A 24098-nucleotide genomic window follows, 5' to 3' on the forward strand; every position below is an offset into this window, starting at 1 on the left:
ACACGGGGGCAGAAATGACCATTCACCGTCCGGGACTGCCGGAGGACCTTCCGACGGGCGAGGCGCTGTGGGCCCGGTGGGCACTGCTCGCCGCGGTCGGCGCGACCACCGAGGACGAGCAGCGCCGGAGCGGCTACCGCACCGGCGTCTGGATCGACGCCGAGGGCCTGCACTACGACGACGCCGGCTGCACGTGGTGGACCATGTCCCGGATGGGCGAAGGCCGGTTCGTGCTCTACGGCGAGGACGAGTCGAGCGAGGTCAAGTGGCACGAGCCGCCGATCGACATGCTCGCGGGCGGCCCCGAATGGCTCCCGTACGACGAGCTGCACGACCGGCTCGAAGGCAACGAGCTGGGCTGCGTCTACTGGTACGAGCACGGGGCCTGGGCCCGCGCGGCGTACCCCGACGACCTCGGCGACGACGGCCTGGACTGCGGCATGAGCGACTTCGTCGACCGGGACCGGGTGGTGTCCGACCTCTCCGACCGCATCGACGGCACCACCGACGGACCCGGCCCGGACACGCTCCTGGCCGCGGCCGAGGCGCACCGGCTGGAGCCGGACCTGCTCCTTGAGCGGCTGCGCCCCACCGACCCGGACGGCGAACCCCTCGACCTCCCGGCAGTCGCCAGGGCCCTGGCCCTCGCGGGGCTCACCGCCCCGGCCACCACTCCCTGACCCACCACGGGATGCACGAATCCGCAGGTCGGAGCCGCCGAGAGGCTATTCCCCCGGAGCCATCGGACTTCCCATGCCGGACATCGGATTCTCCATTGGAAACCTCTCGGCGGCGGGCATAGCGTCGAAGACATCGCAGCACCGACGACCCTGGGAGCCCCTCGCATGTCCAAGATCCTTTTCGTGATGACCGGCGCCGACCACTGGACGCTCGCCGACGGCACCAAGCACCCCACCGGCTTCTGGGCGGAAGAGGCCGTGGCGCCGTACGAGGTGTTCAAGGCCGCCGGCCACGAGGTCGTCGTGGCCACGCCCGGCGGCGTCGTCCCCACGGTCGACCGGGGCAGCCTCGCCCCCGAGGTCAACGGCGGCCAGGAGGGCGCCGACAAGATCGCCGCCACCCTCGCCTCCATCGACGAGATCAAGCACCCGATCACCCTGGAGGACGTGCGCCTCGACGACTACGCGGCCGTCTTCTACCCCGGCGGCCACGGCCCCATGGAGGACCTCGCCGTCGACCCGGTCTCCGGCCGGATCCTGGTCGACGCCCTCGCCTCGGGCAAGCCTCTCGCCGTCGTCTGCCACGCGCCCGCCGCGATGCTCGCCGCCACGAAGGACGACGGCAGCAACGCCTTCGCCGGCTACAAGGTCGCCGCCTTCACGAACGCCGAGGAGACCCAGGCCGGCTTCGCCGACAAGGCCAAGTGGCTCCTGGAGACCCGCCTCGTCGAGGCCGGAGTGGACGTCCAGGTCGGCGAACCGTGGGTGCCGAACATCGTCGTCGACCGCAACCTGGTCACCGGCCAGAACCCGTCCTCCTCCGCCCCGCTCGCGACGGAGGTCCTCAAGAAGCTGGCCTGACCGCGCCACCGCCCGAACACGCCGCCCCTCCTCAGGCCATTCCCCTGACTATGCTCACTCACGTGAACCATAGGAATCCCGATGGCCAGGAGGCGGCGTCGGATCCGCTTCCTTCCCCCTCCGCTCCCCCGCGCTCGTCACCACTGGACCTGAACCTCGTGCGCACGTTCCTCGCGGTCTACCGCTCCGGCTCCTTCACCGCCGCCGGACAGCTGCTCGGCATCTCGCAGCCCACGGTGACCACACAGGTCCGCACGCTGGAGCGGCAGGCGGGCCGGGAGCTGTTCGCCCGGCTGCCGCGGGGCGTCACCCCGACGGAGTACGCGCACGATCTGGCGGCACGGGTCATGGACCCGCTCGACGCCCTGATGGCGGCCACCGGCCACGGCCCGGCGGCGGAGGGCGCGGCGACGCCCGTACACCTGGCGGGCCCCGCCGAGTTGCTGTGCACGCGTGTCCTCCCCGCCCTCGCGCCACTCGTGGCGGACGGCGTCCAGCTCCGGGTGACGACCGGGCTGACCGAGCCTCTCCTGGACGAACTCCGCGCCGGCCGCCACGACCTGGCCATCGCCACCAGCCGCCCGCGCGGCCGGACCCTGACGGCCGTACCGCTGCTCGACGAGGAGTTCGTCCTGGTCGCCGCGCCCGCGTGGGCCGAGCGCCTCGACGGCCGGGTGACCACGGAAGGCCCCGGCGTCCTGCACACCGTCCCCCTCGTCACGTACGCGGAGGACCTCCCCATCGCCCGCCGCTACTGGCGCCACGTCTTCGACCGGCGTCTGACCCGCCGCGCCGCCGTCACCGTGCCCGACCTGCGCGGAGTCCTGGCGGCGGTCGTCGCGGGCGCCGGCTTCACGGTCCTGCCCCGCTACCTCTGCCAGGACGAACTGGCCTCCGGCGCACTGGTCACCCTGCACGAGACCGACGACCCGCCCATCAACACCGCCTACCTCGTCCAGCGGCCGGGACTCCCCGGCAACCCGCACACCACCCGGGTCCGCGACCACCTCCTGCGCCTCGGCCCCACCTGGTGAGACCCGCACCGCCGCACGAACAGCGCGGGGACAACGAAGAGCGATCGAGGGGCCGTTTCAGATCACTCTGAAACGGCCCCTCGATGACGTGCAGCAAACGCTGGCGTTGCGCTCGTCACCAGTCGAGCCGGATCGAGCCCGGTTCGGGACCGGTAGTGATGTCGATACCGCCGACGGCCACCGTGCCGTCCGTCCACGTCAGTGGCGGCGTCCGCATGCCGGCCCGCCAGACGCCGCTGGAGCCCGGGGAGAGGTCGGGGGCGCCTCGGTTCATGGGCGCCCTCGACGGGTCGATGTGCCAGAGGAGCACACCGTCGTCGGGGAAGTCGACGTCGTACTTGCGGCCGCCCGCCCGGTTGCGCCGCTCGACGAGGAAGTACTCCGTGGCACCGCGACTCGGATGCCAGAGGATCACGGCGCCGTCGGGGCGCTCGGCGGAGATCTCCACGACCGAAGCGGAGCCGTCCGCCGACAGCTGCACCCGGCCCGGCTCACACCAGCCGAGGGCCATCTTGTGCCAGGCGTCCAGGTGGACCGTGCCCTGGTCGTTGCCGGTGAAGGAGTAGGCGCTCATGAGCGTGAGCAGGTAGTTCATGGTGCCCGGGTTGTACATGTCCACGGCACCGAGCGAGTGAGCCACCTCGTGGCCGATCTGGTAGAAGGGCGTGAATGGTCCCGCGAACGCGATCCGGAGGTCCATGGTCTTGGTGACGTCCCCCAGGGTGACGGGAACCGACTGCGTGCCGCGGTTGGCCGGATAGCGGTCGCGGTGGTTCTCCACGACGAGGACGACGAGTTCGTCGGCCGTGATCAGCGAATCCACGTCCACGTCCATCGAGTGGAGCAGGTCCGGGAAGAGACCGGCCATCCGCTCGGCCACCTTCCCCATGTGCTCCGTCTCGCTGGGATTGCCGAACAGCCCCATCGGCTCGGGCCCGAGCACGCCGGCGCGGGTGAACCAGAACCGCCCGTTGGAGCACTCCTGGACGTACTCGGCCAGGCCCGCCGGGTTGACCGGGTCGGTGGTGAAGGGCGGGGACGGGTGGCCGAAGGCCAACTGCTCGTAGTAGTCGAGCGGATGGACGGAGGAGATCTCCGGAAAGCCGTTTGCGCCGTCGTCGGCCCACTCCAGCAGGACGACGACCAGCGGGCGCGGCCCCAGCGCCTTGCGCCCGGAGACCTGGATGCTTCCGTGCCCGAACTCCGCCAGCGTGGGACCGGGGACGTGCAACTCGTTGAGTGTCCTGATAATTCGCCGTACAGAAACGGGAACGTCAAGGCCGAGCTTTCGTGCCAGGTCTCGTGTGCTTCCCGGCGTGTGGGCCGGGAGTACTCCGCTCTGTCGAGCACCATCGATTGCACTCCGTAGACCAGTCATGTCGTCTGCCTCATCTGTTGCTCAGCGTTGGCGCCACAATCGGCAAGGCATTCGCTCCCCTCGCCAGTGGTCGCGGACTCGTTCGCGTCCGGTCGGCCCTCGGCGAGAGGACACGACCACTTGGCGGAAGGGATGGACAGTAGGGGACACGCCGCCCCCGACCAGAACTGTCAACTCCCCCTCCTTTCATGCTCGCATAGCACCTGGCAAGCCGCGCGTCCAGCCGGCCACCGCCATCGGGGATTCATGCTGCGCACCGCCCCGGCCTGGGATCTGCCTCGTATGCCAGTGCGCACGTCCCGGGCTTTCATCTCGCGACGGCGGCACCACACGCAGCGACTGGGACTGAACTCGTGGCTGCGGTCAGGGGTTGACGGTCAAGCCCGTCGCGGCGAGGCAGCCGTCTCTGAGGTTGCTGCGGTACTGGATCGGCCGTAAGCCGCGCCGGATGCGCTGGACGAGGTGTTCGGGGGGCTGAAGGCGGCGCTGGAAAGTCGCGTGACGCCGCGAACTCCCGCAGGATGCCGGGTTTGTAGCAGGTCAGCGTGGTGATGGACGTCCGTCTGCGGGAACGGCCACGGACCCGCACCACTGGCGTGCGGCCTCTCTGCGACCAGGTCTTGGCGTGCGGCGACAGCATGGAGAATCCGGCTTCGTCCTCGAAGACGAGCAAGACTCCGCGGGCTGCCGCGAGTCTTCCGCACTCCTCGGCTGTCAGCGGTCTCGCCTCACCCCGGGCAAGCTCCTCGGCCGTCTGAAGCCGTAACTCCTCGCGAAACCTCTGCCGTTCGGCGGTCGGCCCGCCACCCTGTGGATACCGTCATGCCCATGGCGCTACCGCACAACCCACGAACTGTCAGCCCGTACGACTCCACCTGTTCAATATCAGTGACCTTGGCCATCCAACTTGCGCCTGCCGGGCTGGGGGACAAGGATTGGGAGAGGAAATACATCACGTTTCCCGGCTCAGTACGCAGAAGCGGCAGTTCCCTTCGCCGGCCGGGCGTGAACTGGACGCAGGTGGCTCTCTCACGACAACTGAGGGCGCCCGTCCGCCTCGTCCTCCCGGGGAACCCCCCTTGACGAACGCAATCGGCAACTGCACCAGGACCAGGGAGCAGTCATGGCCAAGATAGTCGGAACGAGCGACACGGATGACGGAGTTCTCGGAGTCAGTCAGGCCCAGGGGAAGGCTGGCGTCGCCGGAGTCTGCGAAAACGGCGGCAACGGAATATACGGCCGTGGCCTCAACGGCCTCTGGGGACACGGAAAGGGAGGTGACGGTGTCCTGGGACTGACCGAAACCGCCGCCAAGTCCGGCGTAGCCGGAGTGAACGACCACGGCGGAAACGGCCTTTACGGCAGAGGCCGGGTCGGCGTAGCGGGAGAAGGCAAGAGCGGGAACGGTATCTACGGTGTGAGCGATACCGAAGACGGTGTTCTGGGAGTAGGGACTAGTTCCGCCAAGGCCGGCGTCGCCGGAGTGAACGACAACGGCGGAAACGGCATGTACGCCAGGGGCCACAACGGCATAGTCGCAATAGCCCTGACCAACCCGCCCGGGGGAAAGGCCGGTGTATTCCAGGGAGACGTTGAGGTCACCGGCGACTTGATCCTGACGGGTGGAGACGTAGCCGAAGAGTTCGATGTCTCCGAGCAAGCGGACGGCCCTGCCGAGGTCGGCCCCGGCACGGTGGTGGTCCTGGACAGTGGTGGGTCGTTGGCCCCGTGCGAACACGACTACGACACCAGCGTCGCGGGTGCCGTCGCCGGCGCGGGGGACCGCGCCCCGGCTCTCGTTCTCGATCGTCACCCGCGTGAAGAGAACGACGGAGCCTGCCGATCGGCTGTCGCCGTCACAGGCAAGGTCTGGTGCCAGGCGGATGCCTCTGCTCGGCCCATCCGTGTCGGCAACCTCCTCACGACGTCCTCGACTCCTGGTCACGCGATGGCCGCCGTCGACAGAGACGCAGCCTTCGGCGCCGTCCTGGGGAAAGCACTGACCCCACTGGCTTCGGGCACAGGACTGGTCCTCGTCCTCGTCGGCCTCGGCTGACCCGGATTTCCCGCCAACGGAACAGTGGGCCGCCGGGCGCCCCGGTCGAGCCGAGAGCCTGGGGCGAGAGTGTACGGATTCGTGTCGAACGGACGGGACATCCGACAATGTCAAGACTTCGAATGGCAATCCACAGTGCCCGCGATCGAGGCGTGCTGCCTCAGTACAGGCCGGATGGAAATGTACGTGAGCTCGTACGTCGCCTGGATATGCAGGCACCGATCTCCACACGTCACCTCATTGCGTTCCTGGACAGTCTGCACATAGATCCTCAGGATCCTCCGGTAGAACCGCCCCCGGCGGCCACGAGGCCGGAAATCACGGTGCGGTCTGAAGGGTCCGGCGATTCCGCTGTCTTCGTCGTCGACGGCGTTCGATTCGTCAGCGAGGCCATCGTGACCGTCAGGGTGGTCGACAACGCACTTGCGGAACTCAACTTCCAGCAGACCTCCGATTCTGGAGGCGAACTGCATATGCGTCAGAGCATCTCGTGCATATCTGGCCTTGCGTTGCACGTCTCGGCGACTGACGGTCGACCAGACCAAAATGATCTCACGGGCGTCTTGTGGAGCAACACTGTCACGCTCCCGTGCCCATGAGTGTGCGATCAGCCACTCGGCCGCCGGCAGCCATCCGCCCCGACTCCGGTCAGGGGCGGAACGGGCTGCCGCTCCCGTCGCACGCGCAAGGACGGCCATGCCCGCGCTGACGAGTGGTTCGCGCACATCGCGCCTCGAACGCCCGGCCCCCCGAAGTCAGGCGCCGGCCCGGCGCCTGCCCCGCACGCGGCGCGGGTACGGGAAGAGCCGCGGAGAGCGCTTCGCGGCCACGTCCTCGATCCAGCCGAAGGTCAGCACCAGCAGTCCGGTCAGCGGGATCGCCACCATCAGCGGAAACCACTGGCTGGCCAGCAGCCACCGGAAGTGCTCGTAGAAGAAGCCGACGGACCAGAGGGGGTCGATCAGCGGGATGGCGGCCACCAAAGCAACCTGGTGCCAGAGGTAGACGCTGACCGCCCGTGTGTTGAGCAGGCTGATCAGGCCGTTCCAGCGTTCCAGCGGTCGGGGCCACTGTTCCCAGGAGGGACTGACGTGGAGCAGGATCGCGACGAAGCCGAAGGACCACAGCGCCTGGGCGATCGGCCAGCTCTCGATGTCGGTGGGCACGGTCGGATCGACCGGCCGGGTCTGCAGGTACCACCAGCCGGCCACCATGATCAGCGGCGCGACGGACGGCACGACGTACTGCGGGATCTTCTTGAGCAGGCCCTCCTGGTGAGCCATGCCGAGGATCCAGCAGGAGCCGAACATGGCGAAGTCGCTGAGGTTCTCCCAGACCCGGCCGTAGAGGAACTCCTGGTCGATGAAGAACGCGTTCATCACGATCGTCACCGCGAGCGGCACGGACAGTGTCACCACCGGCATCCGCCGCAGCGCCCACAGCATCAACGGGGAGAGCAGGACGTACCAGAGGTACGCGCGGAGGTACCAGAGCGGGACGACGACCTGCACCGCCCAGCCCTGCCCCACGAGGTGGTCGAAACCGTTCAGCGATTCGGCGTACGGCGGAGTGCTCAGCGGCACGAGCCAGAAGAGCAGCTTGCCCCACCACCAGTGGGGATGTCCCTCGGCGTCGGGCCCCCAGCCGTCGATGATCTCGAGGGTGAGGATGACCGCGCCGAACAGCCACATCGGCGGCAGCAGCCGGCGCAGACGCCCCCGGATGACACCCAGGGCGGGACGGCTGAGCGAGCGTGCCATCAGCACCCCGGCCAGCGCGAACATCACGCCCATCGACGGGAAGACGACGGGCAGCCAGAACCAGCCGAAGTTGTGGTAGATCACCACACGGACCAGTGCCAGCGCGCGCAGCAGGTCGAGATAGCGGTCTCGGCCGCCCTTGCGCGGGGCCGGTGTCGACGGCTCAGGGTCCGGCTCCGGCTGGGACTCCCGTCGCAGAGCGGCGGGGATCCTCAGCCTGAGGGTCTCCTGGGTTCCCCCGAACTCGAAGGATGCGGTCATGGTCAGGCCTCCACCGGTGCGGCGACCTCGCCGGTGCGCCGGAGCTTCTGCCAGCGCAGTCGGCCACCGGTCAGCGCCGTGATCGTGGACTGCAACAGGACGATGTACATCAGCTGCCGGTAGACCAGTTGCTGGATCGGCAGGCTGATCAGATGCAGGGGCTTCTCGCCGTCGAGCCGGAAGGCGTACCAGGACAGCACGGCCTGGAGCAGGATGAAGCCGCCCCAGCTGGCGAGGGTGATCGGGGCGTCCCCGAACAGCACGCCGTACAGCAGGAACATGTCGACCAGCGGCGCGAGCAGCGGGGCGACCACGCCGAACATCACGACGAGCGGCAGCCCGAGCCGGCCGAAGCGTCCGGCCGGGCCGCGGGAGGTCACGGCGCGGCGGTGCTTCCACATCGCCTGCATGCTGCCGTAGCTCCAGCGGTACCGCTGGGACCAGAGCTGCTGGAGGCTGGCGGGGGCCTCGGTCCAGGCGCGGGCGCGCTCGGCGTAGACGATCCGCCAGCCGTCGCAGAGCACCGCCATGGTGATGTCGGTGTCCTCGGCGAGGGTGTCGTCGCTCATCCCGCCGACCCGCCGCAGGGCCTCCTTGCGGAAGGCGCCGACCGCTCCGGGGATGGTCGGGATGACGTTGAGCATGTCGTACATCCGGCGGTCCAGGTTGTGGCCGAGGACGTACTCGATGTGCTGCCAGGCGCCGATCAGGCTCTCGCGGTTGCCGACCTTGGCGTTGCCCGCGACCGCGCCGATCGTCCCGTCGCCGAACGGCTGGACCAGCTCGCGCACGGTGGACGGCTCGAAGACGGTGTCGCCGTCCATCATCACGACGATGTCGTGCGACGCGGCCGCGATACCGGTGTTGAGCGCGGTGGACTTGCCGCCGTTGGCCTGGCGGATCAGCCGGACGAACGGCATGGCCATCGCCTCGACGATGTCCGCCGTGCCGTCCGTGGAGCCGTCGTCGATGACGATGACCTCGATCGGGTAGTCACTGGCGGCCAGCGAGTTGAGGGTGTTCGCGATGCACTCGCGTTCGTTGTAGGCCGGGACGAGGACGGTGACCGGCTCGGTGACGGGTGGTCCCCATGCGTCCCGCCGCCGGGCGCGTCGGGCGTGGAGCGGTGCGAGGACGAGCATCAGCGCGAACCGGCCGAAGTTGAGGAAGCCGACGACAGCCAGCAGCGCGACGAGAACCGGCAGGGTGAGCACGGCCGCCTGGGTGGCCCAGATGAAGCACTTGCCCGCCCACAGCTGGTAGCCGTGCACCGGGACGGTGGCGTCGGTGGCGCCGAGCGCCTCGGAGACGGTGGCGAAGCGGTACCCCTCGCCCTTCAGCTTCACGATGATCTGCTCGAGCGCGGCAAGGGTCTCGGTACGGTCGCCACCCGCGTCGTGCAGCAGGATCACCTCGCCCGCGCCGGGCTTGCGCGGCATCGCCGCCTTGACGATCGCGTCGACGCCAGGACGCTTCCAGTCGTGGGTGTCCCGGTCGATGAACGCGGTGAGGTAGCCGTGGGAACCCACGTACTTGATCACCGGGTAGTTCCAGTCGTCGAGCGCCGAGGCGTCGGAGGAGTACGGCGGGCGGAACAGCGCGCTGTGGACGCCTGCGACGCCGGCCAGCGCCAGCTGTGTCTGCGCCAGCTCCCAGCTGATCCGGGCTTCGGACTGGTACACCAGATCGGGGTGGGTGAAGCTGTGCACGCCGATCTCGTGGCCGCCCGCGACGATCTGCCGGATCAGCTCCGGGTGGCGCGTGGTCATCGCGCCGGTCACGAAGAAGTCCGCGCGGACGTCGTGGGCCGCGAGCACGTCCAGGATCTTCGGGGTCCACTCCGGCGAGGGGCCGTCGTCGAAGGTCAGGACCACGGTGCGGTCGGGGATCCGATAGCTCACGGGGCGCTCGTTCTTGTCGCCGCGCGCGTCGATGATCGGGCCGCCCTTGAGAAGGTTCTCCGGCACGGTCGTCTTGTCGACCGAGGTCGCGATCCGGGTGTCGTGGAACGCCTCGTTGGTGGCGAGGCCGCGGAGGACGAGGAGCGCGAGCAAGCAGGCCAGCAGGGACAGCGGCATGAAGAAGCGCAGCGGCGGCGCAGCCAGTCGGCGTGGTCTCAGCAGGGACTGCCGACGACGCTGGTGGCGGGACAAGGGCGCTCCTGGAGATGGGTGGTGCGGACGATCAGCCACGCTCGGCCGGCCCGCAGGCGTTGCTCTGGCGGCACGATGGCCGCGGTATGTCAGGGAATGTCACGGTGCTCGGCGTGATGGCCGAACGTCCGGGTGAGGCGTCGCAGACCGCGCCCTCCAGGGTCAGGAGGGCAACAAGGGCCCCCTGGCGGGCAAGTACGAGGGCTTCGGTGGTATCTCCATCGCCGGGGCGTCCGACTGCATACCGATCAGGCTGCTGCCCATGGCGGCCGCCAGGATCGCGCCGACCACGGAGACCGGCCAGCCGAAGCGCCGCAGCAGACGGCTGCGCAGACCCGACTGGTCGACGAACACCGGTGCCGGAGCCGGCTCCCAGGGAGGTGATTCAGCCACGCCGGGCTGTACCGAGTGGACCGGTCCGCGCCTGGAGGGTGTGGCGACTTGCCGCATCTTTTGTGGCCTTTTTGTGCAGGGTGTGGAGACCGCTGAAGCGTAGAGCGGACCGTAGCGCATCACCTGAAGCGATTGGTGTGTGATGTGCGTATTTGGCACAGTCCGATCGCACGTCGTAACCGGATCGGTATGCCAACGGGCACCTCCCGGCACCTGGATGACCGGGTCGTGAGCACGGGGCGGTATGGCTTGAATCCTTCGCTAGGATGACCGCTCGATTCATGCCGTCAGCGATTGATCCGCATGCAACGGGCGTGTCCAGTCACCGCCTCTACGCCCCAAGGAGCCTGTGTGAGCCAGCCCCGCCGCACCTCTCGTCGCCGAGCGTGGACCGCGCTCACGCTGCCCGCCCTCCTGTGCGTCCTCGCCGCGTGTTCCGCCGACCCCGCGGCCGGCGGGGGCGCCGACGACGCCGCCGGGCCCGCGCGGGACGCCTCGCCGACCCCCACCGGACCGCCGGGAACCCTGTTCGACAACTTCGACTACACCGGCGCCGACGACCCTTCCCTCGCCGCGCACGGCTGGGAGATCCGTACCGGCGGGGGCGGCCCCGGGATCAAGGACACCTGGAGCGCCGACGGCGCGGCCTTCCCCTCCGACCCGACGGCCGAGGGGGGCAAGGTCCTACGACTGCGCTCCTCCACCGACGGCACCGAGCAGGGCACCACGCAGGTCGAGGTCCAGACCACGAGCCGGAACTTCTTCACGGGAACCTTCGCCGCCCGGGTCCACCTCGGCGACAAGCCGACGAGCGGACGTGACGGCGACCACGTCGTCCAGGCCTTCTTCCCGATCTCCCCCTCGGACTCCTCGGAGAACTACAGCGAACTCGACTTCGAGTACCTGCCGAACGGCGGCTGGGGTTCGGTGGGTCCGCAGCTCGACAACGTCAGCTGGTACAAGGCCGACCCGCCGGACCGGGTGCACAACACCCTCAAGCGGCGCCTCGAGGGCTGGCACACCATGATGATCACCGCCATGGACGGAAAGGTCACCTACTCCCTGGACGGCAAGGAGCTCTTCACCAGCTCCGGCAAGTACGTCCCGCGCGAGCAGATGGACATCCACTTCAGCAACTGGCTCATCGACCTCCCCTTCACCGGCGGCCCGCGCACCTGGGACATGAAGGTCGACTGGGTCTACTACAAGGCCGACGAGGCCGTCTCCCAGGCGGACGTCCAGAAGACGGTGGACGGCTTCCACAGCACCGGCACCGACTACATCAACACCGTCCCGAAGCCCTGACCCCACCTGCGGCCGAGGCGATCGACGTGCAGGGCCGGTTCCGCGCCGGCGACATCGGCAAGCGCGAACTCGCCGCGGCACAGCAGAACCGAGCGGCACCAACGGCCACGCCTCCCGGAGCGCGCCTCGACCCCGTCAAGGTGCGCTCCGGTCCGTCAAGTGCGCCGGTCCCCAAGCGGTGCCCAAAAACGATCAAGGGGCCGTTTCAGATTGCTCTGAAACGGCCCCTTGATCTGCGACTCTTTCGAGTCGGGACGACAGGATTTGAACCTGCGACCCCTTGACCCCCAGGAGTGGGGGGCAAGGATATTATCGTGACATAACAGATTAATTATGGGCGCGAGTTGTGCCTGAACGCCCAGGTCGTTCACCATCGCGCACACCGTGTGGTCCCCAACTGGTCCCCAAATGGCAGGTGCTAGCCGGCCAGGCACCTGCTTGCGCACGTCCGTTCTGGCCGCTTGCAAGCGGCGCCAGGCAAAGGCCAATTCCACAAGGTCCCATGCGGGACCGCGGTCGGCAGCCTCGATCTGGCAGATCGACCTCCCATCCAGCGAAGGCGCGTGACGCACGGCGAGAGATTCTGCTTGTGGAAGAAGTAGCTCGCGGCCGGGTCGGTTGGGACCACAAGACCGCCGAAACGCCCCTCGCCTCTCGTGCCCTGCCGTGGCAGCCTGTAGGCATCGTGATGGCCCGACCACTGCGCCGAGCTGGTGAAAAAGCTCCGCAACCCACGCCAGCGATCCGCGCACACCGAGCTTTTCTCAGAATCTGGTTGAGGCGTAGTTAAGGATGTGGACGGCCTTGACGATGCCGACGATCAGGTAGGTAGCGGTAGACAGTCGCGATGCCGATTTGGAAGCCGGCATCAAACTAGACGTCGGTGTAGCCAATCGACCGTCGGCCACCAACTGACTCGGTCGGACGGCGGCGTGGGCAGGTCCGTCCCGGTGGCAGAATGAAGATCAGACGCCACGAAGGTACGGGGGTGGAGGGTGTCGGCACGGGCTGACCTGTACACGGAATTGCGGGGACTCCGGGAGCGAGCGGAACGCGCTCGGCGCGGTCATGGCGAACTGGTCGGCCTCGACTCTCTGGCCCTCGAGGCCCTGGCCCGAAGCCTGCCCGGCGCACGGGACCTCAAGGCGCACCGCATACGGGACTGGGCACCTCCCCGGTACTCCGACTACCGCGTTCCCCCACGAGACCGTACGCGCGAGGCGCTCACCGTGGTCACCGTATGGAAGGAGTGGGCGGGCGAGGAGCTGAACGAGTCGGAGTGGCTGGGTCTTCTGGACCGAGCACAGCGCGAGAGTACCGAGGAAGACGCCGTGGTCAGGGCGGTTGACCCCACTGCCACGCCGCCGGTGTCCGGACTCAGCACCCCAAAGCCGCCACCGCCAGCATCCAGGCGCATTAATTCCACGCCCCCGCCGCGGGCGCCCAGGCGCGACGTCCCGGGTACCCCACCCCGCCCGTCAACAGGACCTATAGACCCGTTCGGGCCTTGGCTGGCCAGGCAGTTGCGACGGGCCGGTCTGACCCAGTCGGATCTGGCTACGGAGCTGGGCCTGACCAGGGCCGCGGTCAGCGCATGGATCACGGGCCGCGCGGAGCCACGAAGCGATACCCGACGATACATCGTCAAGTTCCTCGAAGGGATGGCTCCTCAGGACCCGGCACTGGCCTTCGAGGAAGGGCGTACCGCTCCGGCGGAAATACGGCGATTCGGCCCTCTAGAACGGTGGAGGAGCGGAGCTGCGGTTCTGATCGGCGTGTCTGACTACACGCACCTGCCCTGCGTGCCCTCCATCAAGAACAATCTGTCGGCGCTCACCGAGGTCGCCCTGACGGCGCTCGGGATCCCGCCGGACAACGTGCACACTGTGGAGAATCCGACGTCGGCGGCGCAGGTACACGAGAAGATCGACCTCGCCATGGAGGCCGCCGACCCTCTCTCCGGCGGTCTCTTCATCTACTACGCCGGGCATGGCTGGACCGATCCCCGGAACGGACGCCTCTTGCTCGGTCTGGTCGACTCGAACCAGCAGAAAGCATGGACCGCCATGGAGTTCGACCGGATCCGCGAGCAGGTCGCGGACTCCCCGGTCGGCTCGCGGCTGCTGGTTCTCGACAGCTGCTACAGCGGGGCGGCGCTCGACACCCTCTCCGCGGGTCTGAGCAGTGCCTCACGGATCGAGGGCACCTACGTGATGACGTCCTCCGACGCCACCAACGCGTCACGCGCTCCACGAGGCGACCAGTTCACGAGCTTCTCCGGCGAAATCATCCGCTCGCTTACCGACGGAATCGAGGGCGGTCCGCCGGTGATCAACGCTGACGCACTCTTCCGTCATGTGCGGGCCAGTTGCCTGGCACGAGGCTGGCCCGTCCCGTCGCGACAAATCGGGCGGGACGGAGACCACATGGAACTCTTGGTCAACAGATGGGGGCAGTCATGACCGAAGTCCAACTCCGCATCGTCACGGATACTGGCGCGAAGGTTCCGGACGGACTCCGGACCTTCCTCACCCGGGACGCCGAACTGCGCGGCGTCGGTCGGGCCCGGTGGACCTCGGAGGCACCGAAGGAAGGCACGCTCGGGGACGCCCTCGACGTTCTGACGCTGGTGGTGACCAGCACGCTCGCCCTGCCGTCGGCGATCGAGGCTGTCAGACGATGGTGCGGGTCCCGCGGTACCACGGACGGTGTCGACATTCGCCTGGGATCCCAGAGGATAACCGTCACCGGGACGGAGGACCCTGCGGAGATCCGGCGCATGGCGGACCTACTGAAGGCGGCATTCCCCGAGAACACACCGGGGGACGGGGAGTAGGGAGCCCGCCTGGTGACCGGTGCGGCCGGATCCGGCTGAACAACCGAATCGGCCCGAGGGCCAGGTCGATGGTTCTGGCCCTCGCGCCGTTCGTGGCACTGTCGGATTAACGGCGTGGCCAAGTGGACCACCCACCACCCCGCGACAGCCGGCACTTCAACTGCGGCGTTTACCAGCGGCGCGACTTCCTGTGTCTTCAACGGTATCCATGTCGCGCTCCGGTGCCGGGGCCAGCCGCTCCCCCATCGTCGATCAAGCAATTGTGCGTGAAGCACCGCGTTCACCGTTCGAGGGCCAGGGCTCGATCCGATCGTAGGAGGATGGGAGAAAATCGACCTGGCCGTCATCCGTTCGATAACGAGCTTGGGAGCGCACGAGTCGACCAGGGCTCTCATCATTGAGGCTTGTCCTCAGGATGTCCTTACCTAGGAGCTCAAGCCAGACCAGGGTCATGTCCTGATCACCCAGCCACGCATCCAGCCATGCGCGATCGATGAGGAGTTCGTTTTGCCCGCCACCGAACACCTTGCGCACGGTGGCAATGCTCTGGCCTGCGGCATCTCGCCAAGTTCGTGCGCCGTCCCATCGCAGCTGCCCAGGTGCCGGACCAAACAGACGCGGCGAAGGGGCGATCAACGAGATCTGTGACGTGGGTGAGTACTCGTACTCGCCGAGGAGAGCGAAAGTAGTGGGCAGCGTAACCACGCTGAAGGGCTCTTCGTGCTCGTGTGCGCGAACGTGTGCCTCCGCCACGTAGTGCTGCCCGAAGGGGTACTCGCCGACGAATCCGTCGGTGTACATCGCCCCACTCGCACTGCTGACGTACTCGGCCAAGTCCTCTCCAGTCAGTTCGGCCAAGAGCACGTCGAGGTCCTGCTTCTTGACGAGAAGGGACACAAGGTGGGCCCAGATCGTGGGGCAGTTGTTCTTGGGCTCCCCTTCTCGCCGCCACTCGTAAGTGCCTGCGAGGACCACCTTTGGTGTGAGGCTGGCATTGACGTCGACGGGGATTTCGGGGAGATCACCTTCGTCGGCGATCCACTCCCCGGGGGACGCCGCCTGATCGAAGGATTCCCAGTCGTAGCTCGGCACGTGGGGTCGGGCGAGGGCGGTGTCGTCCGGCTGGGCGTCGCAGACCGTGGGGTCCATCTGACGAAGTTGAGTTGCCTGCGGCCCAGGGACGGAGGGTGGTGGCGGATCCCACCGGCCGCATGCCTGAGACACGTGATCATTGATCTGTCCCAGCACCCGGGCGAAAGCAATCCACTGGTACTTCTTACTAATTCGCTCGATCCACTTGGGTTTACCCCGGCCGCCGCCGTAGGTGTCCATGACATGCTGGTCGAAGGACGCGTGGAGGTGAGGTGAGTAGCCGAGTTGGACCGCATCGAGGAGAACACGACGGGCCGCTGCCTGCGGGTCGATTCCGGTCCGCTTACGCAACGTCGACTTGATTACATAGGTGAAAAAGTCGTCAGCCGTGCAGCTGAAATGCAGCTTGGGATAGTCGCCGCGATTCTCCTTGTAGGGCTCCACGTCCTCGGGTTTCGGCCAGGAGATGGGCCATGAGGTGCTGTAGGGCGGCCGGACGCGATCTAGGTCCACGCCCGCCGGCAGGGCCTTCCGCTCGGCCGCAGCTTCAACGATGCGGCGCAACTCGTCACGCAGGGCGGCGTTGAGAGGCGACGCTTCAGAAGCCATCACCTCCCAGGCAGCCTGAGCTGCCGCATGCCAATCGGCAACCGAGCCCGAACGCAGCAACGCGGTGTACGCGGCATAGCACGTCCGCTCGATGATCCAGTCATCCTCAACGTCGAGGAAGTGGGCCAGCATGGCCGGGGCGTGCTCGGGATGGACGGTCAACAGGCGAGCAGCTGCGAGGGTAGCGTCGTCACGCACGCGTCGATCCGAGCAACCGGTGCACCACAGCAGCGCGGTCACCCACAAGCGGCTTGTCTCTCGGCCGGTGTGGGTGATGTCTTGCTCTCGAGCCCAGGAGATCAGTCGGTGCGCTGCGCCGCCCTCATCCCGGGTGGCGTAGAGCCACGGTGTGAGGACGGCGTCGATATCTGCCATCCGGCGCGCGGAAAGCAAGGCGTCCAGGTGATCGGCATTCAGTGCATGGTCAGGGCGCGTCGCGAGCCGGAAGAGCATGTTCATGGCCTCATCGAAGGTCTCCTGCGCGCGCAGCGCGTCGTCCACACAGTCGACGGTGTCCGCGCTGATGCTCGTGTCCGATCGCCAAGGCAGGCCCGCGATGACTGCGGCGATGGCTTGCTCATCGCCGATCTCATCCCGGAAGTCGGTCAGCTCCATGCCTCGGTGGCCGAGGATGACGGAGAGTGCTTCCAGCAGACCCGGGTCGGGCAAGGCGTCCAGGCCCAGGAGCTGCCTCAGCGAGCCTGATGTGAGGGCCTGACGTACATCGTCCTTCCGGTTGAGCGCGGACGTGGCGGCGACGATGATGAGGTGCTGGCCGAGTCGTTCGAAGGCCATCGCCACGACGTGGCGCTGCGGCCCGGTCGATGCTGGGTCGATATCCTCTGCCAGTAGGCCCTCGCCCACCAAGGCTTCGAGCAGGGACGTCTCCGCGCTGCGGTCGGGCCAGATGCCCCTTAGCAGGTTGTGGGCGCTGCCACGGTCGATCCAGGGTCGGGTGTGGCCGCCCATTCGCTCGGCGATGCCCAACATCGCTTGGTGCACGATTTGATCGGCGACCGGGGCGTTCAACTGGGCGCTGATGCGACGATTGGTTTGCTCCAAGAGCAAGTCCGCCAGGTCGTCTAGGCCCATGGACGCCTTGTCGAGGGAGCGGCGTCCCTGATCTTTGAGGGCCTCACACAGGAGTCGCAAGAACAGCGGGCTGCTGAACTCGGCTTGGACAGGGGGTGCGGTCGGTGGTTCCAGCTGATAGAAGTCGGCGTACTCCTGGATTGCGTCGTACTCGACTTCTTCGAAGCCGCGATGCACGATCTCGGGCATGTCAGCCTCGTCGGGCAGGACCTGAAACCGATAGTGAGAGCGGAAGGTGAACACAACACGAAGGTGCTCGAACCGCCCGATCTTGGTGATCAGCGTATCAAGCTCGTCACGCCAAATGGTCCGTGGCCGTGACTCGTTGAGCGCGTCGATCACCAGCAGCACTGGGCTCCCGGCGCTGCGCCCTGCCTGATTGAGAAGGCCCAGAAAATCGTCGCCGGTGAGATCGGCCGGCAAGTCCAGGCGGACGCGGAGTTGTTCAAGTAGGGGACCTTCCCGGAAGTGGCGACCATGAACCAACAGACTGGGGCAGCCGGATCGCAAACGCTGTGACACATAGTCCAGGGTGACAAACGTCTTGCCCATACCTGCGGCGCTGGTAAGCAGGACGCTATGTGCGGTGCGCAGGCGCTCCATAGGGCCCGTGATCCACGCCGCTACGTCTGCCAGAAGGCCGTTCAACTTGCGCAGGGCGTCAGCGGCCGCTGATGGAAACGACACCATGTACTCGGCCTGCCACTGCCGCCACGAGGGTGTGTCCCAACCCGTCCCATGCGCTGCGGTCAAGGCATCGGCCTCGGCGCCCTCGGCATCGTTGCTTGCTTGCTGAACTGCGGCCAAGGCGATGCGCAGCGCATCGATAGAAGCGTCGCACGGCCCGTGCTGCCACTGCGCCAGCGCGGTCACCAGGTCCGCACCCCGCTGACGTACGGATTCGAGGTCAGCAGATGGCGAGCCAGCCAGTTGCTGACTGCCGAAGGGGTCCACGCGCAAGTTCTTGAGGAGCCCTTCGAGCTCGGAGATATCGGCTTCAACGCGCCTGTGCCACTCGTCGTCACCACACAGTGCCCCCAACGCATGCTGGGTCACCGGGACGCGCACACTCAGCTCTGGCATGTAGCGGGGACGTGCCGCCTGCACGGCCTCCTCCAGACGGTGCTGCCACCATTGGTCGGCAAGAACCTCCGCGTCGAACCAATAGCGGGTCCGCACACCCGTGGTGTCGACGGTCCTGAAGCGCGTGATGAGGTTCGTTGCCCACTCGACCTGAAAGTCGACCTGCATGCCGCGTTCAGCGGCGATCCTTCTCCAGCCCTCGCGCCACCCCTCCTCACCCAGGACCTTCTCGTACAGAGACATGCCCCTGCCACCCGTCGGGCCAGTGGGATCAAGCGGCAGAGCAACGACATACCGAACCAGCGTGGGGTGCTGTGTCAGAGCTGCTTGCACCGACTTGTCTAGCTGCCCCTTGGCGGCATCCACCTGCTCCTTGGAGAGCCAAAACTTCGCCTGCCAGCCCACCTCTGTTCCGTCGGGCGATCGCCAGAAGCACTCGACTCCACCGTCCCCGCCCGCTCCATGAAGGCTCACGAACTCAGCTTCGGGGTGTGGAGGGTCCTCAGCCGCCAGCTCGCAGACGAACTGTTCGAAGCCCGACCTCTGCCCTTCAGGTGACAGCGGACGGATCCGCGAAAAGGCAACCTCAGGAAGCCCCATCGTTCCCCCTGCGTAGTACGTCGTAGAAGTGTGTCCATCATCATCCCTCTGCGGCTTCTGGTCAGCACCACGGGCAGGGGACCGACTCGCACGCACTCGCCCGGAAGCCGATTCACTCCAAGGGGCTGTCCTGACCGGATGTGCCGTGCCAAGATCGAGGTCACGTTCAGTGAGCTTCGCTGCACCAGGGGGCGTCGTGGCAGAGAAAGCGGACCCGTTTGAGGCATCGGCCTCTGCGATCGGCTACGTGTACCAGCTGCGTAAGGCGCTGCACCTCTGCGTCGAGCGCCACGGGCAGGGCATCGACTGGTCGGTGGCGATCGAAGCCGGGGACGACATCGAAGAGGTCCACAAGGACAGCACTGTCTACTACCAGCTGAAGCACAGGGCGCCGGGCGTCAGCCTGACGGACGCCAGCACGGACCTGTGGAAGACGCTACGTATCTGGGCGCATGCCATCGCCGGCCATCAGCTGGACCTGGAGGAGACGGATCTGGTCCTCATGACGACGGCCGAACTCCCCAGCGGCTCCGCGGCCAGCTTGTTGCAACCGGTGGTCGCAGGCTGCAGAGACGAAGCCGGCGCGCTGAAGGCTCTGACAGAGGCCCGGAAAGCATCGACAAACAAGGACCTCAAGAAAGCCTTCGCGTCGTTCGACACGCTCACGGAAGAGCAACGGCAGGGCATGGTCAGCCGCATTCAGGTGCTGGGCCGTGCCCCCGATGTAGAAGCTGTGGGAGACCTCCTGCTGGAGCGGGCGGTCACGGCGGTCGGACACGCGTACGCGCAACCCTTCTTGATTCGCCTTGAAGGCTGGTTCTTCCAGCGCACGATCCGGCAGTTGCGAGCGCGGGACGTTGATGCGATCAGCGGGAACGAGTTCGATCAGGTCTTCACTGACTACCGCAATCAGTTTCGCCCGGAAAACCTCCCGATCGACGAGGACATTGCTGACCTCGAACCGAACCTCGCCACGTACAGCGACCACGCCTTCGTACGCCAATTGAACCTGCTCAACATCAGCGCCCCCAGGGTCGGCAAGGCAGTCCGGGACTACATGCGCGCCTTCACCCAGCGATCACGGTGGTCTGACGAGAACCTGCTGCTGCCCGGAGAGATCAGCCGTTTCGAACGACGGCTCGTCGAGGAGTGGGGAGAACTCTTCGACGAGATGCGGGAGGAATTGGGCGACGAAGCGGCAGAGGTCGCCAAGGTAGCTGCAGCACGAGACATCTACCGATGGGCTATGAGCCAGGTGCAGAGGCGGATCCGCCCGGACTGCGACGAGCCGTTCGTCGTGAAGGGTTCCTTCCACATGCTGGCTGACGATCACAGGGTCGGCTGGCACATCGACTTCACGACCCGGCTCATGTCCATGCTGGAGCCCACGGAGGCAACAACGCCGTGAGTGAATTCGTGAACCTGAGCCGTGAGGAGCGGGCACTGTACAACCCGGCGTTCACGGCGGTGCTCACCGCCCGGACGGTTCAGGGGCACCGGACGCAGTTCGGTCAGCCTTGTCCCGTGGCGCTCGCCGTGCTCGGAGCAGTGATGGCGCTGCAGCCTGCCGTTCGAGACCGACTGCCCAGGAACACCAACGCGGGGGTGAGCCGCTGGGTCGAGGAAAACCGGACGGTGAAGGTGGCGATGACGCAGAATGCCACCGCACTGGCCGCTGTCGTCCGGCCCGGCCTGCTGTTCGCCCTGCAGACCACTCTGCTGAGCTGCACAGATCAGGGGCTGCTCAACCTGCCGACCGGACGGCTGAAGAAAGTGATCACAGGGCCGACCGAAGAGGTGGTCGCCATCCAGAAGGCTGCCCACATGCTGGGGCGATGGCTGCCCAGCACCGGCAGCATGAGCACAGTGATGACCCTGCTAGGAGTTCGGCCGTGACCTTCCAGATCAGCGCCATCTCGATCTACAACCGAGACGGTCGGATCCGCACTGTGCCGCTCCGGCCCGGGCGGATGAACATCATCACCGGCGACTCCCGGCTCGGGAAGAGCGCCCTGTTGAACATCGTCGACTATTGCCTCGCAAGCGACGACTACGTCATCAAGGGCGCCATTCTCCGTAACTTCGTCCATGTCTTCGCCATCACCCTCGTCAAGGGACAGCAGCAGCTGTTCGTCGCTCGCCCGGCCCCCGCCGACAAAGCAGCGACGACGACCACGATGTGCGTCGTGTCTCAGGCTCACGGTGCGCAGCCTCCGGCTCTCGACGCTCTGACCTTCACCACCCCTCTCGACATAGCGAAGGGACTGCTCTCCGACTTCGCCGGCATCGATCACACCTTGCGGATCCCGGCGGTACGCAGTGCCAAGCCCATTCCACCCTCGGTTCGCCACGCCATGTTCCTGTGCCTCCAGAAACAGAACGAGGTCGCCAACGAGGACCTGCTCTTCCACGGACAAAACGAAGACTTCCACCGCACGGCGCTGAGAGCGATGCTGCCGTACTTCCTGGGCGCGATTGACCCCGAGCGAGCCCTTCGCGAGCACCAGCTGCGGATGTTGCGACGACAGCTGACCGAAATGGAGAGCATTCTCGCCGCCGCACGCATCACGGGAACCGCGTCCGGTCAGGCACGTGCACTGCTCACCGAGGCCATCGAAGCTGGCCTGCTGCCAATGCCGCCGACCGGCCGGCAGCTGACGGCCCAGGAAGTCGTCGCGGGTCTACGCCGAGCCGCCTTCACCAGATCCGTCGAAGCGGGTACCCAGGGGCTCGAGGATCCGCTCACCGCTCTCACCGAGTCACGCCGACAGCTGCGCCAGGCCCACGCTCGTATCCGGGCGCGGATCTCCAACCTCAAGCAGGCCGCGCGAGAAAATGACGAGTTCCTCGACCAGGCTGCTCAACACCAAGCCCGCCTTGCCACGCTCGGCCTTCTCCCGGATCCCGGAGATGTCGAACTCCCCCACGCACGACACTGCCCCGTATGCGGCGGCGCCGCCCCTGATGCGGGCCGCATCGCCGAGGTCATCACAGAGGATCTGGTCCGGCTCAATGCAGAGTTGACCTCCATCGGGAGCAGCACGCCGGACATCAACGCGATGATCGCCGAGGAGCAGAACCACCTGGCAGACCTCCGAACCGCCCTTGCTGGCAACCAGGACGAGATCGACGTCCTCACCGCGGGCCGACGGGTAGCCGCCACGCAGGAAGATCCCCTGCGGCAGGCAGCCCTGGTCCAAGGTCGTATCAGTCTTTACCTGGAGACGTTCGTCCGGCACGAGCAAGTGCCTCAGGTCGTCGACCGACGGGAAGACATCGTCGCGCAGATCACAGCACTGGAGGAGCAACTCGGCTCGGCCGTCCAGGACGACCGGTTGAGCAGCTTCATCTCCTTGGTGAGCGCGAAGATCAAGGACAAGGCCGTCATGCTCGAACTCGACCATTGTGAGGATCCGATCCGACTGGATCCTCGCGCTCTGACGATCGTGGCGGATACACCTCGCAGGCCGATGCGCTTGTCCGACATCGGCGGCGGGGAGAACGCCATGGGCTATCACGTGGCCACCATGCTGAGCCTCCACGAATGGTTCTCCGAACAGAGCAGGCCCGTCCCCCGCTTCCTCTTTCTCGACCAGCCCTCCCAGGTCTACTACCCGGAGGACGCCCAGGACGGCACGCCGGTAACCGACCGGGCCGCCCTACTGAACCTGTACGAGACGATCCAGCGGACCGTCGACGCCTTGCAGAGCGACTTCCAAGTCATCGTCATGGAACACGCCGACCTCGACGACGAGCCCTTCCGCAGTGCAGTCCAAGCGCGTTGGAGGCGCAGCAACGGCGACGCACTTGTACCCCGCGAATGGATCACGGAAGAAGTGCCCGAGGAACCGGGCCGCTAAGGGGCCGGTGACCAGGATCCGAGCTTGCCGCCCACTTTGTCAGGAGTGAGTCTCGGGCGGCCTGGGCATAGCCGTCACGTCAACCATGACCCGCCGCCTTTTCTGGGACTTCATCGGGGTACTCAAGGTAGCCCCGGCATCTCGCAGTGCGGCGCAGGCGACCTCCGCAAGCCTCTCGGCATCTGCAAGTTCTCCTGCTGTAAGAGTCAGGCGGGGCAGCGGCTTCTCCTCCTTCGGCGGCCTCCGTGTCAGCTGCGGCCGGGGAGGGTTGTGGCCCAAGAGGATTGGAGCCCTGGACACAGCGCGGGACAACCTATCGCTGATCAACATGGCCTCCACGAGCCTCGCCGCCTGAATGAGGCAGTAAGCGGCGTGGGTGAGGGGGGCCAGGGCGTCACCCCCGGCAGACGATCGCAGCGAGACAGATCCATCATCGCCTGCCTCCAGGTACGCCTTCGAGCCGAGTTCGGACGCGTGCACGTGGCCAGACAAGATCCGGTACGCCACATAGTCGTCCTTCTCGCCGTAGAGCTGAGTCAGCCCCTTGAAGGTAACGATGTCGGCCCGCAAGGGATGCTCGTCGCCCTTCGGCGGAAGCTCAGGCTCCTCGATCCCCGCCGGAACCTTCCACTCGGCCTCGATCGCTTCGGTCCGAAGCTTGTCCCTGCTCTCCGCTCCTTCCTCCTCCAGCGCGGCCATTGACTCGGGCGCCTCGTCGACAAGCCAGTGCAGGGTCAGAGTGTGTTCGATGACAACCCGGGCGAGAGGGTCGGCCTCAACTCCGAGGCCCGCCTTGGTCATCATGGAGATGGCCTGACTCGTGCGAGTGATCTTGGCCCACCAGCCGTACGCGGCCCAGAAGAGCGCGCGGTATTCCTCCCGCACTTCAGCACTCGAGCCTGCGACCTCTTCGAACGCCCGCACCAGTTCCTGGATCGCCAGGTGGGCGGCTTCGAACTCCATGCCCTTACGGACAGTATCTGGTGTACCCATGGGCTCAGACTCGCATGAAGTTAGCGCCTGGTCCGATTAATTGAGGACCGTC

Annotated in this window: 16 protein-coding genes and 1 pseudogene; 10 read left to right on the plus strand and 7 right to left on the minus strand. The window is 66.8% G+C overall.

The features are described 5' to 3' along the window. The first annotated feature begins 14 nt into the window (after positions 1-14). The 3 genes from DEJ46_RS05605 (at position 15) to DEJ46_RS05615 (ending at position 2575) form a co-directional block, all read left to right on the plus strand. Positions 15-680 (plus strand): hypothetical protein, encoded by a 666-nt coding sequence (locus DEJ46_RS05605; RefSeq protein WP_150264451.1) that lies wholly within the window; start codon positions 15-17, stop codon positions 678-680. A 165-nt stretch (positions 681-845) separates the two neighbouring features. Beyond that, positions 846-1541 carry a type 1 glutamine amidotransferase domain-containing protein gene (locus tag DEJ46_RS05610; protein ID WP_150264452.1) on the plus strand — a complete coding sequence of 232 codons (696 nt, stop codon included), beginning with the start codon at positions 846-848 and terminating at the stop codon, positions 1539-1541. Between the two features lie 62 nt (positions 1542-1603). Next, a complete protein-coding gene (locus DEJ46_RS05615; RefSeq protein ID WP_411757722.1) occupies positions 1604-2575 on the plus strand; it encodes a LysR family transcriptional regulator in 972 nt (323 codons plus the stop codon). 115 nt (positions 2576-2690) lie between these two features. Here DEJ46_RS05615 and DEJ46_RS05620 read toward each other — a convergent pair whose 3' ends face one another. Further along, positions 2691-3806 (minus strand): hypothetical protein, encoded by a 1116-nt coding sequence (locus tag DEJ46_RS05620; RefSeq protein WP_150264454.1) that lies wholly within the window; start codon positions 3804-3806, stop codon positions 2691-2693. A 510-nt stretch (positions 3807-4316) separates the two neighbouring features. After that, positions 4317-4593: pseudogene (locus DEJ46_RS39695) on the minus strand (hypothetical protein). Positions 4594-5076: 483 nt separating this feature from the next. Here DEJ46_RS39695 and DEJ46_RS05630 point away from each other — a divergent pair. Continuing rightward, the gene (locus tag DEJ46_RS05630) at positions 5077-6009 is read left to right on the plus strand and encodes a hypothetical protein (RefSeq protein ID WP_150264455.1); all 933 of its coding nucleotides are present in this window, start codon (positions 5077-5079) and stop codon (positions 6007-6009) included. Positions 6010-6764: 755 nt separating this feature from the next. On the opposite strand, the gene DEJ46_RS05635 is transcribed toward DEJ46_RS05630, so the two are convergent. The 3 genes from DEJ46_RS05635 to DEJ46_RS05645 form a co-directional block, all read right to left on the minus strand. Further along, a complete protein-coding gene (locus DEJ46_RS05635) occupies positions 6765-8030 on the minus strand; it encodes an acyltransferase family protein (protein ID WP_150264456.1) in 1266 nt (421 codons plus the stop codon). 2 nt (positions 8031-8032) lie between these two features. Continuing rightward, on the minus strand, positions 8033-10108 hold the full coding sequence (locus DEJ46_RS05640) for a bifunctional polysaccharide deacetylase/glycosyltransferase family 2 protein (protein WP_150274144.1): 2076 nt from the start codon (positions 10106-10108) through the stop codon (positions 8033-8035). Positions 10109-10345: 237 nt separating this feature from the next. Next, the gene (locus DEJ46_RS05645) at positions 10346-10576 is read right to left on the minus strand and encodes a hypothetical protein (RefSeq protein WP_150264457.1); all 231 of its coding nucleotides are present in this window, start codon (positions 10574-10576) and stop codon (positions 10346-10348) included. 351 nt (positions 10577-10927) lie between these two features. On the opposite strand from DEJ46_RS05645, the gene DEJ46_RS05650 reads away from it, so the two are divergent. The 3 genes from DEJ46_RS05650 (at position 10928) to DEJ46_RS05660 (ending at position 14717) form a co-directional block, all read left to right on the plus strand. Beyond that, positions 10928-11881 (plus strand): glycoside hydrolase family 16 protein, encoded by a 954-nt coding sequence (locus tag DEJ46_RS05650; RefSeq protein WP_150264458.1) that lies wholly within the window; start codon positions 10928-10930, stop codon positions 11879-11881. A 1367-nt stretch (positions 11882-13248) separates the two neighbouring features. Further along, positions 13249-14343, plus strand: coding sequence for a caspase, EACC1-associated type (locus tag DEJ46_RS39705; RefSeq protein WP_411757811.1), 1095 nt, complete (start codon positions 13249-13251; stop codon positions 14341-14343). Beyond that, a complete protein-coding gene (locus tag DEJ46_RS05660; protein ID WP_150264460.1) occupies positions 14340-14717 on the plus strand; it encodes an effector-associated constant component EACC1 in 378 nt (125 codons plus the stop codon). Before DEJ46_RS39705 ends, DEJ46_RS05660 begins: the two co-directional genes overlap by 4 nt. 252 nt (positions 14718-14969) lie before the next feature. Here the strand turns inward: DEJ46_RS05660 and DEJ46_RS05665 are convergent, their stop codons facing one another. Further along, positions 14970-18998, minus strand: a complete 4029-nt coding sequence (locus DEJ46_RS05665) for a hypothetical protein (RefSeq protein WP_150264461.1) — start codon at positions 18996-18998, stop codon at positions 14970-14972. A 391-nt stretch (positions 18999-19389) separates the two neighbouring features. Here DEJ46_RS05665 and DEJ46_RS05670 point away from each other — a divergent pair, with 391 nt between their 5' ends. From DEJ46_RS05670 to DEJ46_RS05680, 3 genes are read left to right on the plus strand one after another with little or no spacing between them, the layout of a single operon-like run. Continuing rightward, a complete protein-coding gene (locus DEJ46_RS05670) occupies positions 19390-20601 on the plus strand; it encodes an ABC-three component system protein (RefSeq protein WP_150264462.1) in 1212 nt (403 codons plus the stop codon). After that, entirely contained in the window at positions 20598-21089 is a 492-nt protein-coding gene (locus tag DEJ46_RS05675) for a three component ABC system middle component (protein WP_150264463.1), read from the plus strand. The genes DEJ46_RS05670 and DEJ46_RS05675 overlap by 4 nt, the downstream gene beginning before the upstream one ends. Next, a complete protein-coding gene (locus DEJ46_RS05680; protein ID WP_190622457.1) occupies positions 21086-23053 on the plus strand; it encodes a DUF3732 domain-containing protein in 1968 nt (655 codons plus the stop codon). The genes DEJ46_RS05675 and DEJ46_RS05680 overlap by 4 nt, the downstream gene beginning before the upstream one ends. Before the next feature lie 39 nt (positions 23054-23092). Here DEJ46_RS05680 and DEJ46_RS05685 read toward each other — a convergent pair whose 3' ends face one another. Continuing rightward, positions 23093-24016, minus strand: coding sequence for a DUF5677 domain-containing protein (locus DEJ46_RS05685; RefSeq protein WP_150264465.1), 924 nt, complete (start codon positions 24014-24016; stop codon positions 23093-23095). Positions 24017-24098 lie beyond the last annotated feature (82 nt).

It is taken from the genome of Streptomyces venezuelae, from assembly GCF_008642375.1.
Classification (GTDB): domain Bacteria; phylum Actinomycetota; class Actinomycetes; order Streptomycetales; family Streptomycetaceae; genus Streptomyces; species Streptomyces venezuelae_G.

What these genes read in the sequence shown, in the direction of transcription:
- DEJ46_RS05640 (WP_150274144.1), bottom strand. Translation starts at nt 10,108, where the DNA reads ATGCCGCTGTCCCTGCTGGCCTGCTTGCTCGCGCTCCTCGTCCTCCGC.
- DEJ46_RS05610 (WP_150264452.1), top strand. Translation starts at nt 846, where the DNA reads ATGTCCAAGATCCTTTTCGTGATGACCGGCGCCGACCACTGGACGCTC.
- DEJ46_RS05660 (WP_150264460.1), top strand. Translation starts at nt 14,340, where the DNA reads ATGACCGAAGTCCAACTCCGCATCGTCACGGATACTGGCGCGAAGGTT.
- DEJ46_RS05635 (WP_150264456.1), bottom strand. Translation starts at nt 8,030, where the DNA reads ATGACCGCATCCTTCGAGTTCGGGGGAACCCAGGAGACCCTCAGGCTG.
- DEJ46_RS05630 (WP_150264455.1), top strand. Translation starts at nt 5,077, where the DNA reads ATGGCCAAGATAGTCGGAACGAGCGACACGGATGACGGAGTTCTCGGA.
- DEJ46_RS05685 (WP_150264465.1), bottom strand. Translation starts at nt 24,016, where the DNA reads ATGGAGTTCGAAGCCGCCCACCTGGCGATCCAGGAACTGGTGCGGGCG.
- DEJ46_RS05605 (WP_150264451.1), top strand. Translation starts at nt 15, where the DNA reads ATGACCATTCACCGTCCGGGACTGCCGGAGGACCTTCCGACGGGCGAG.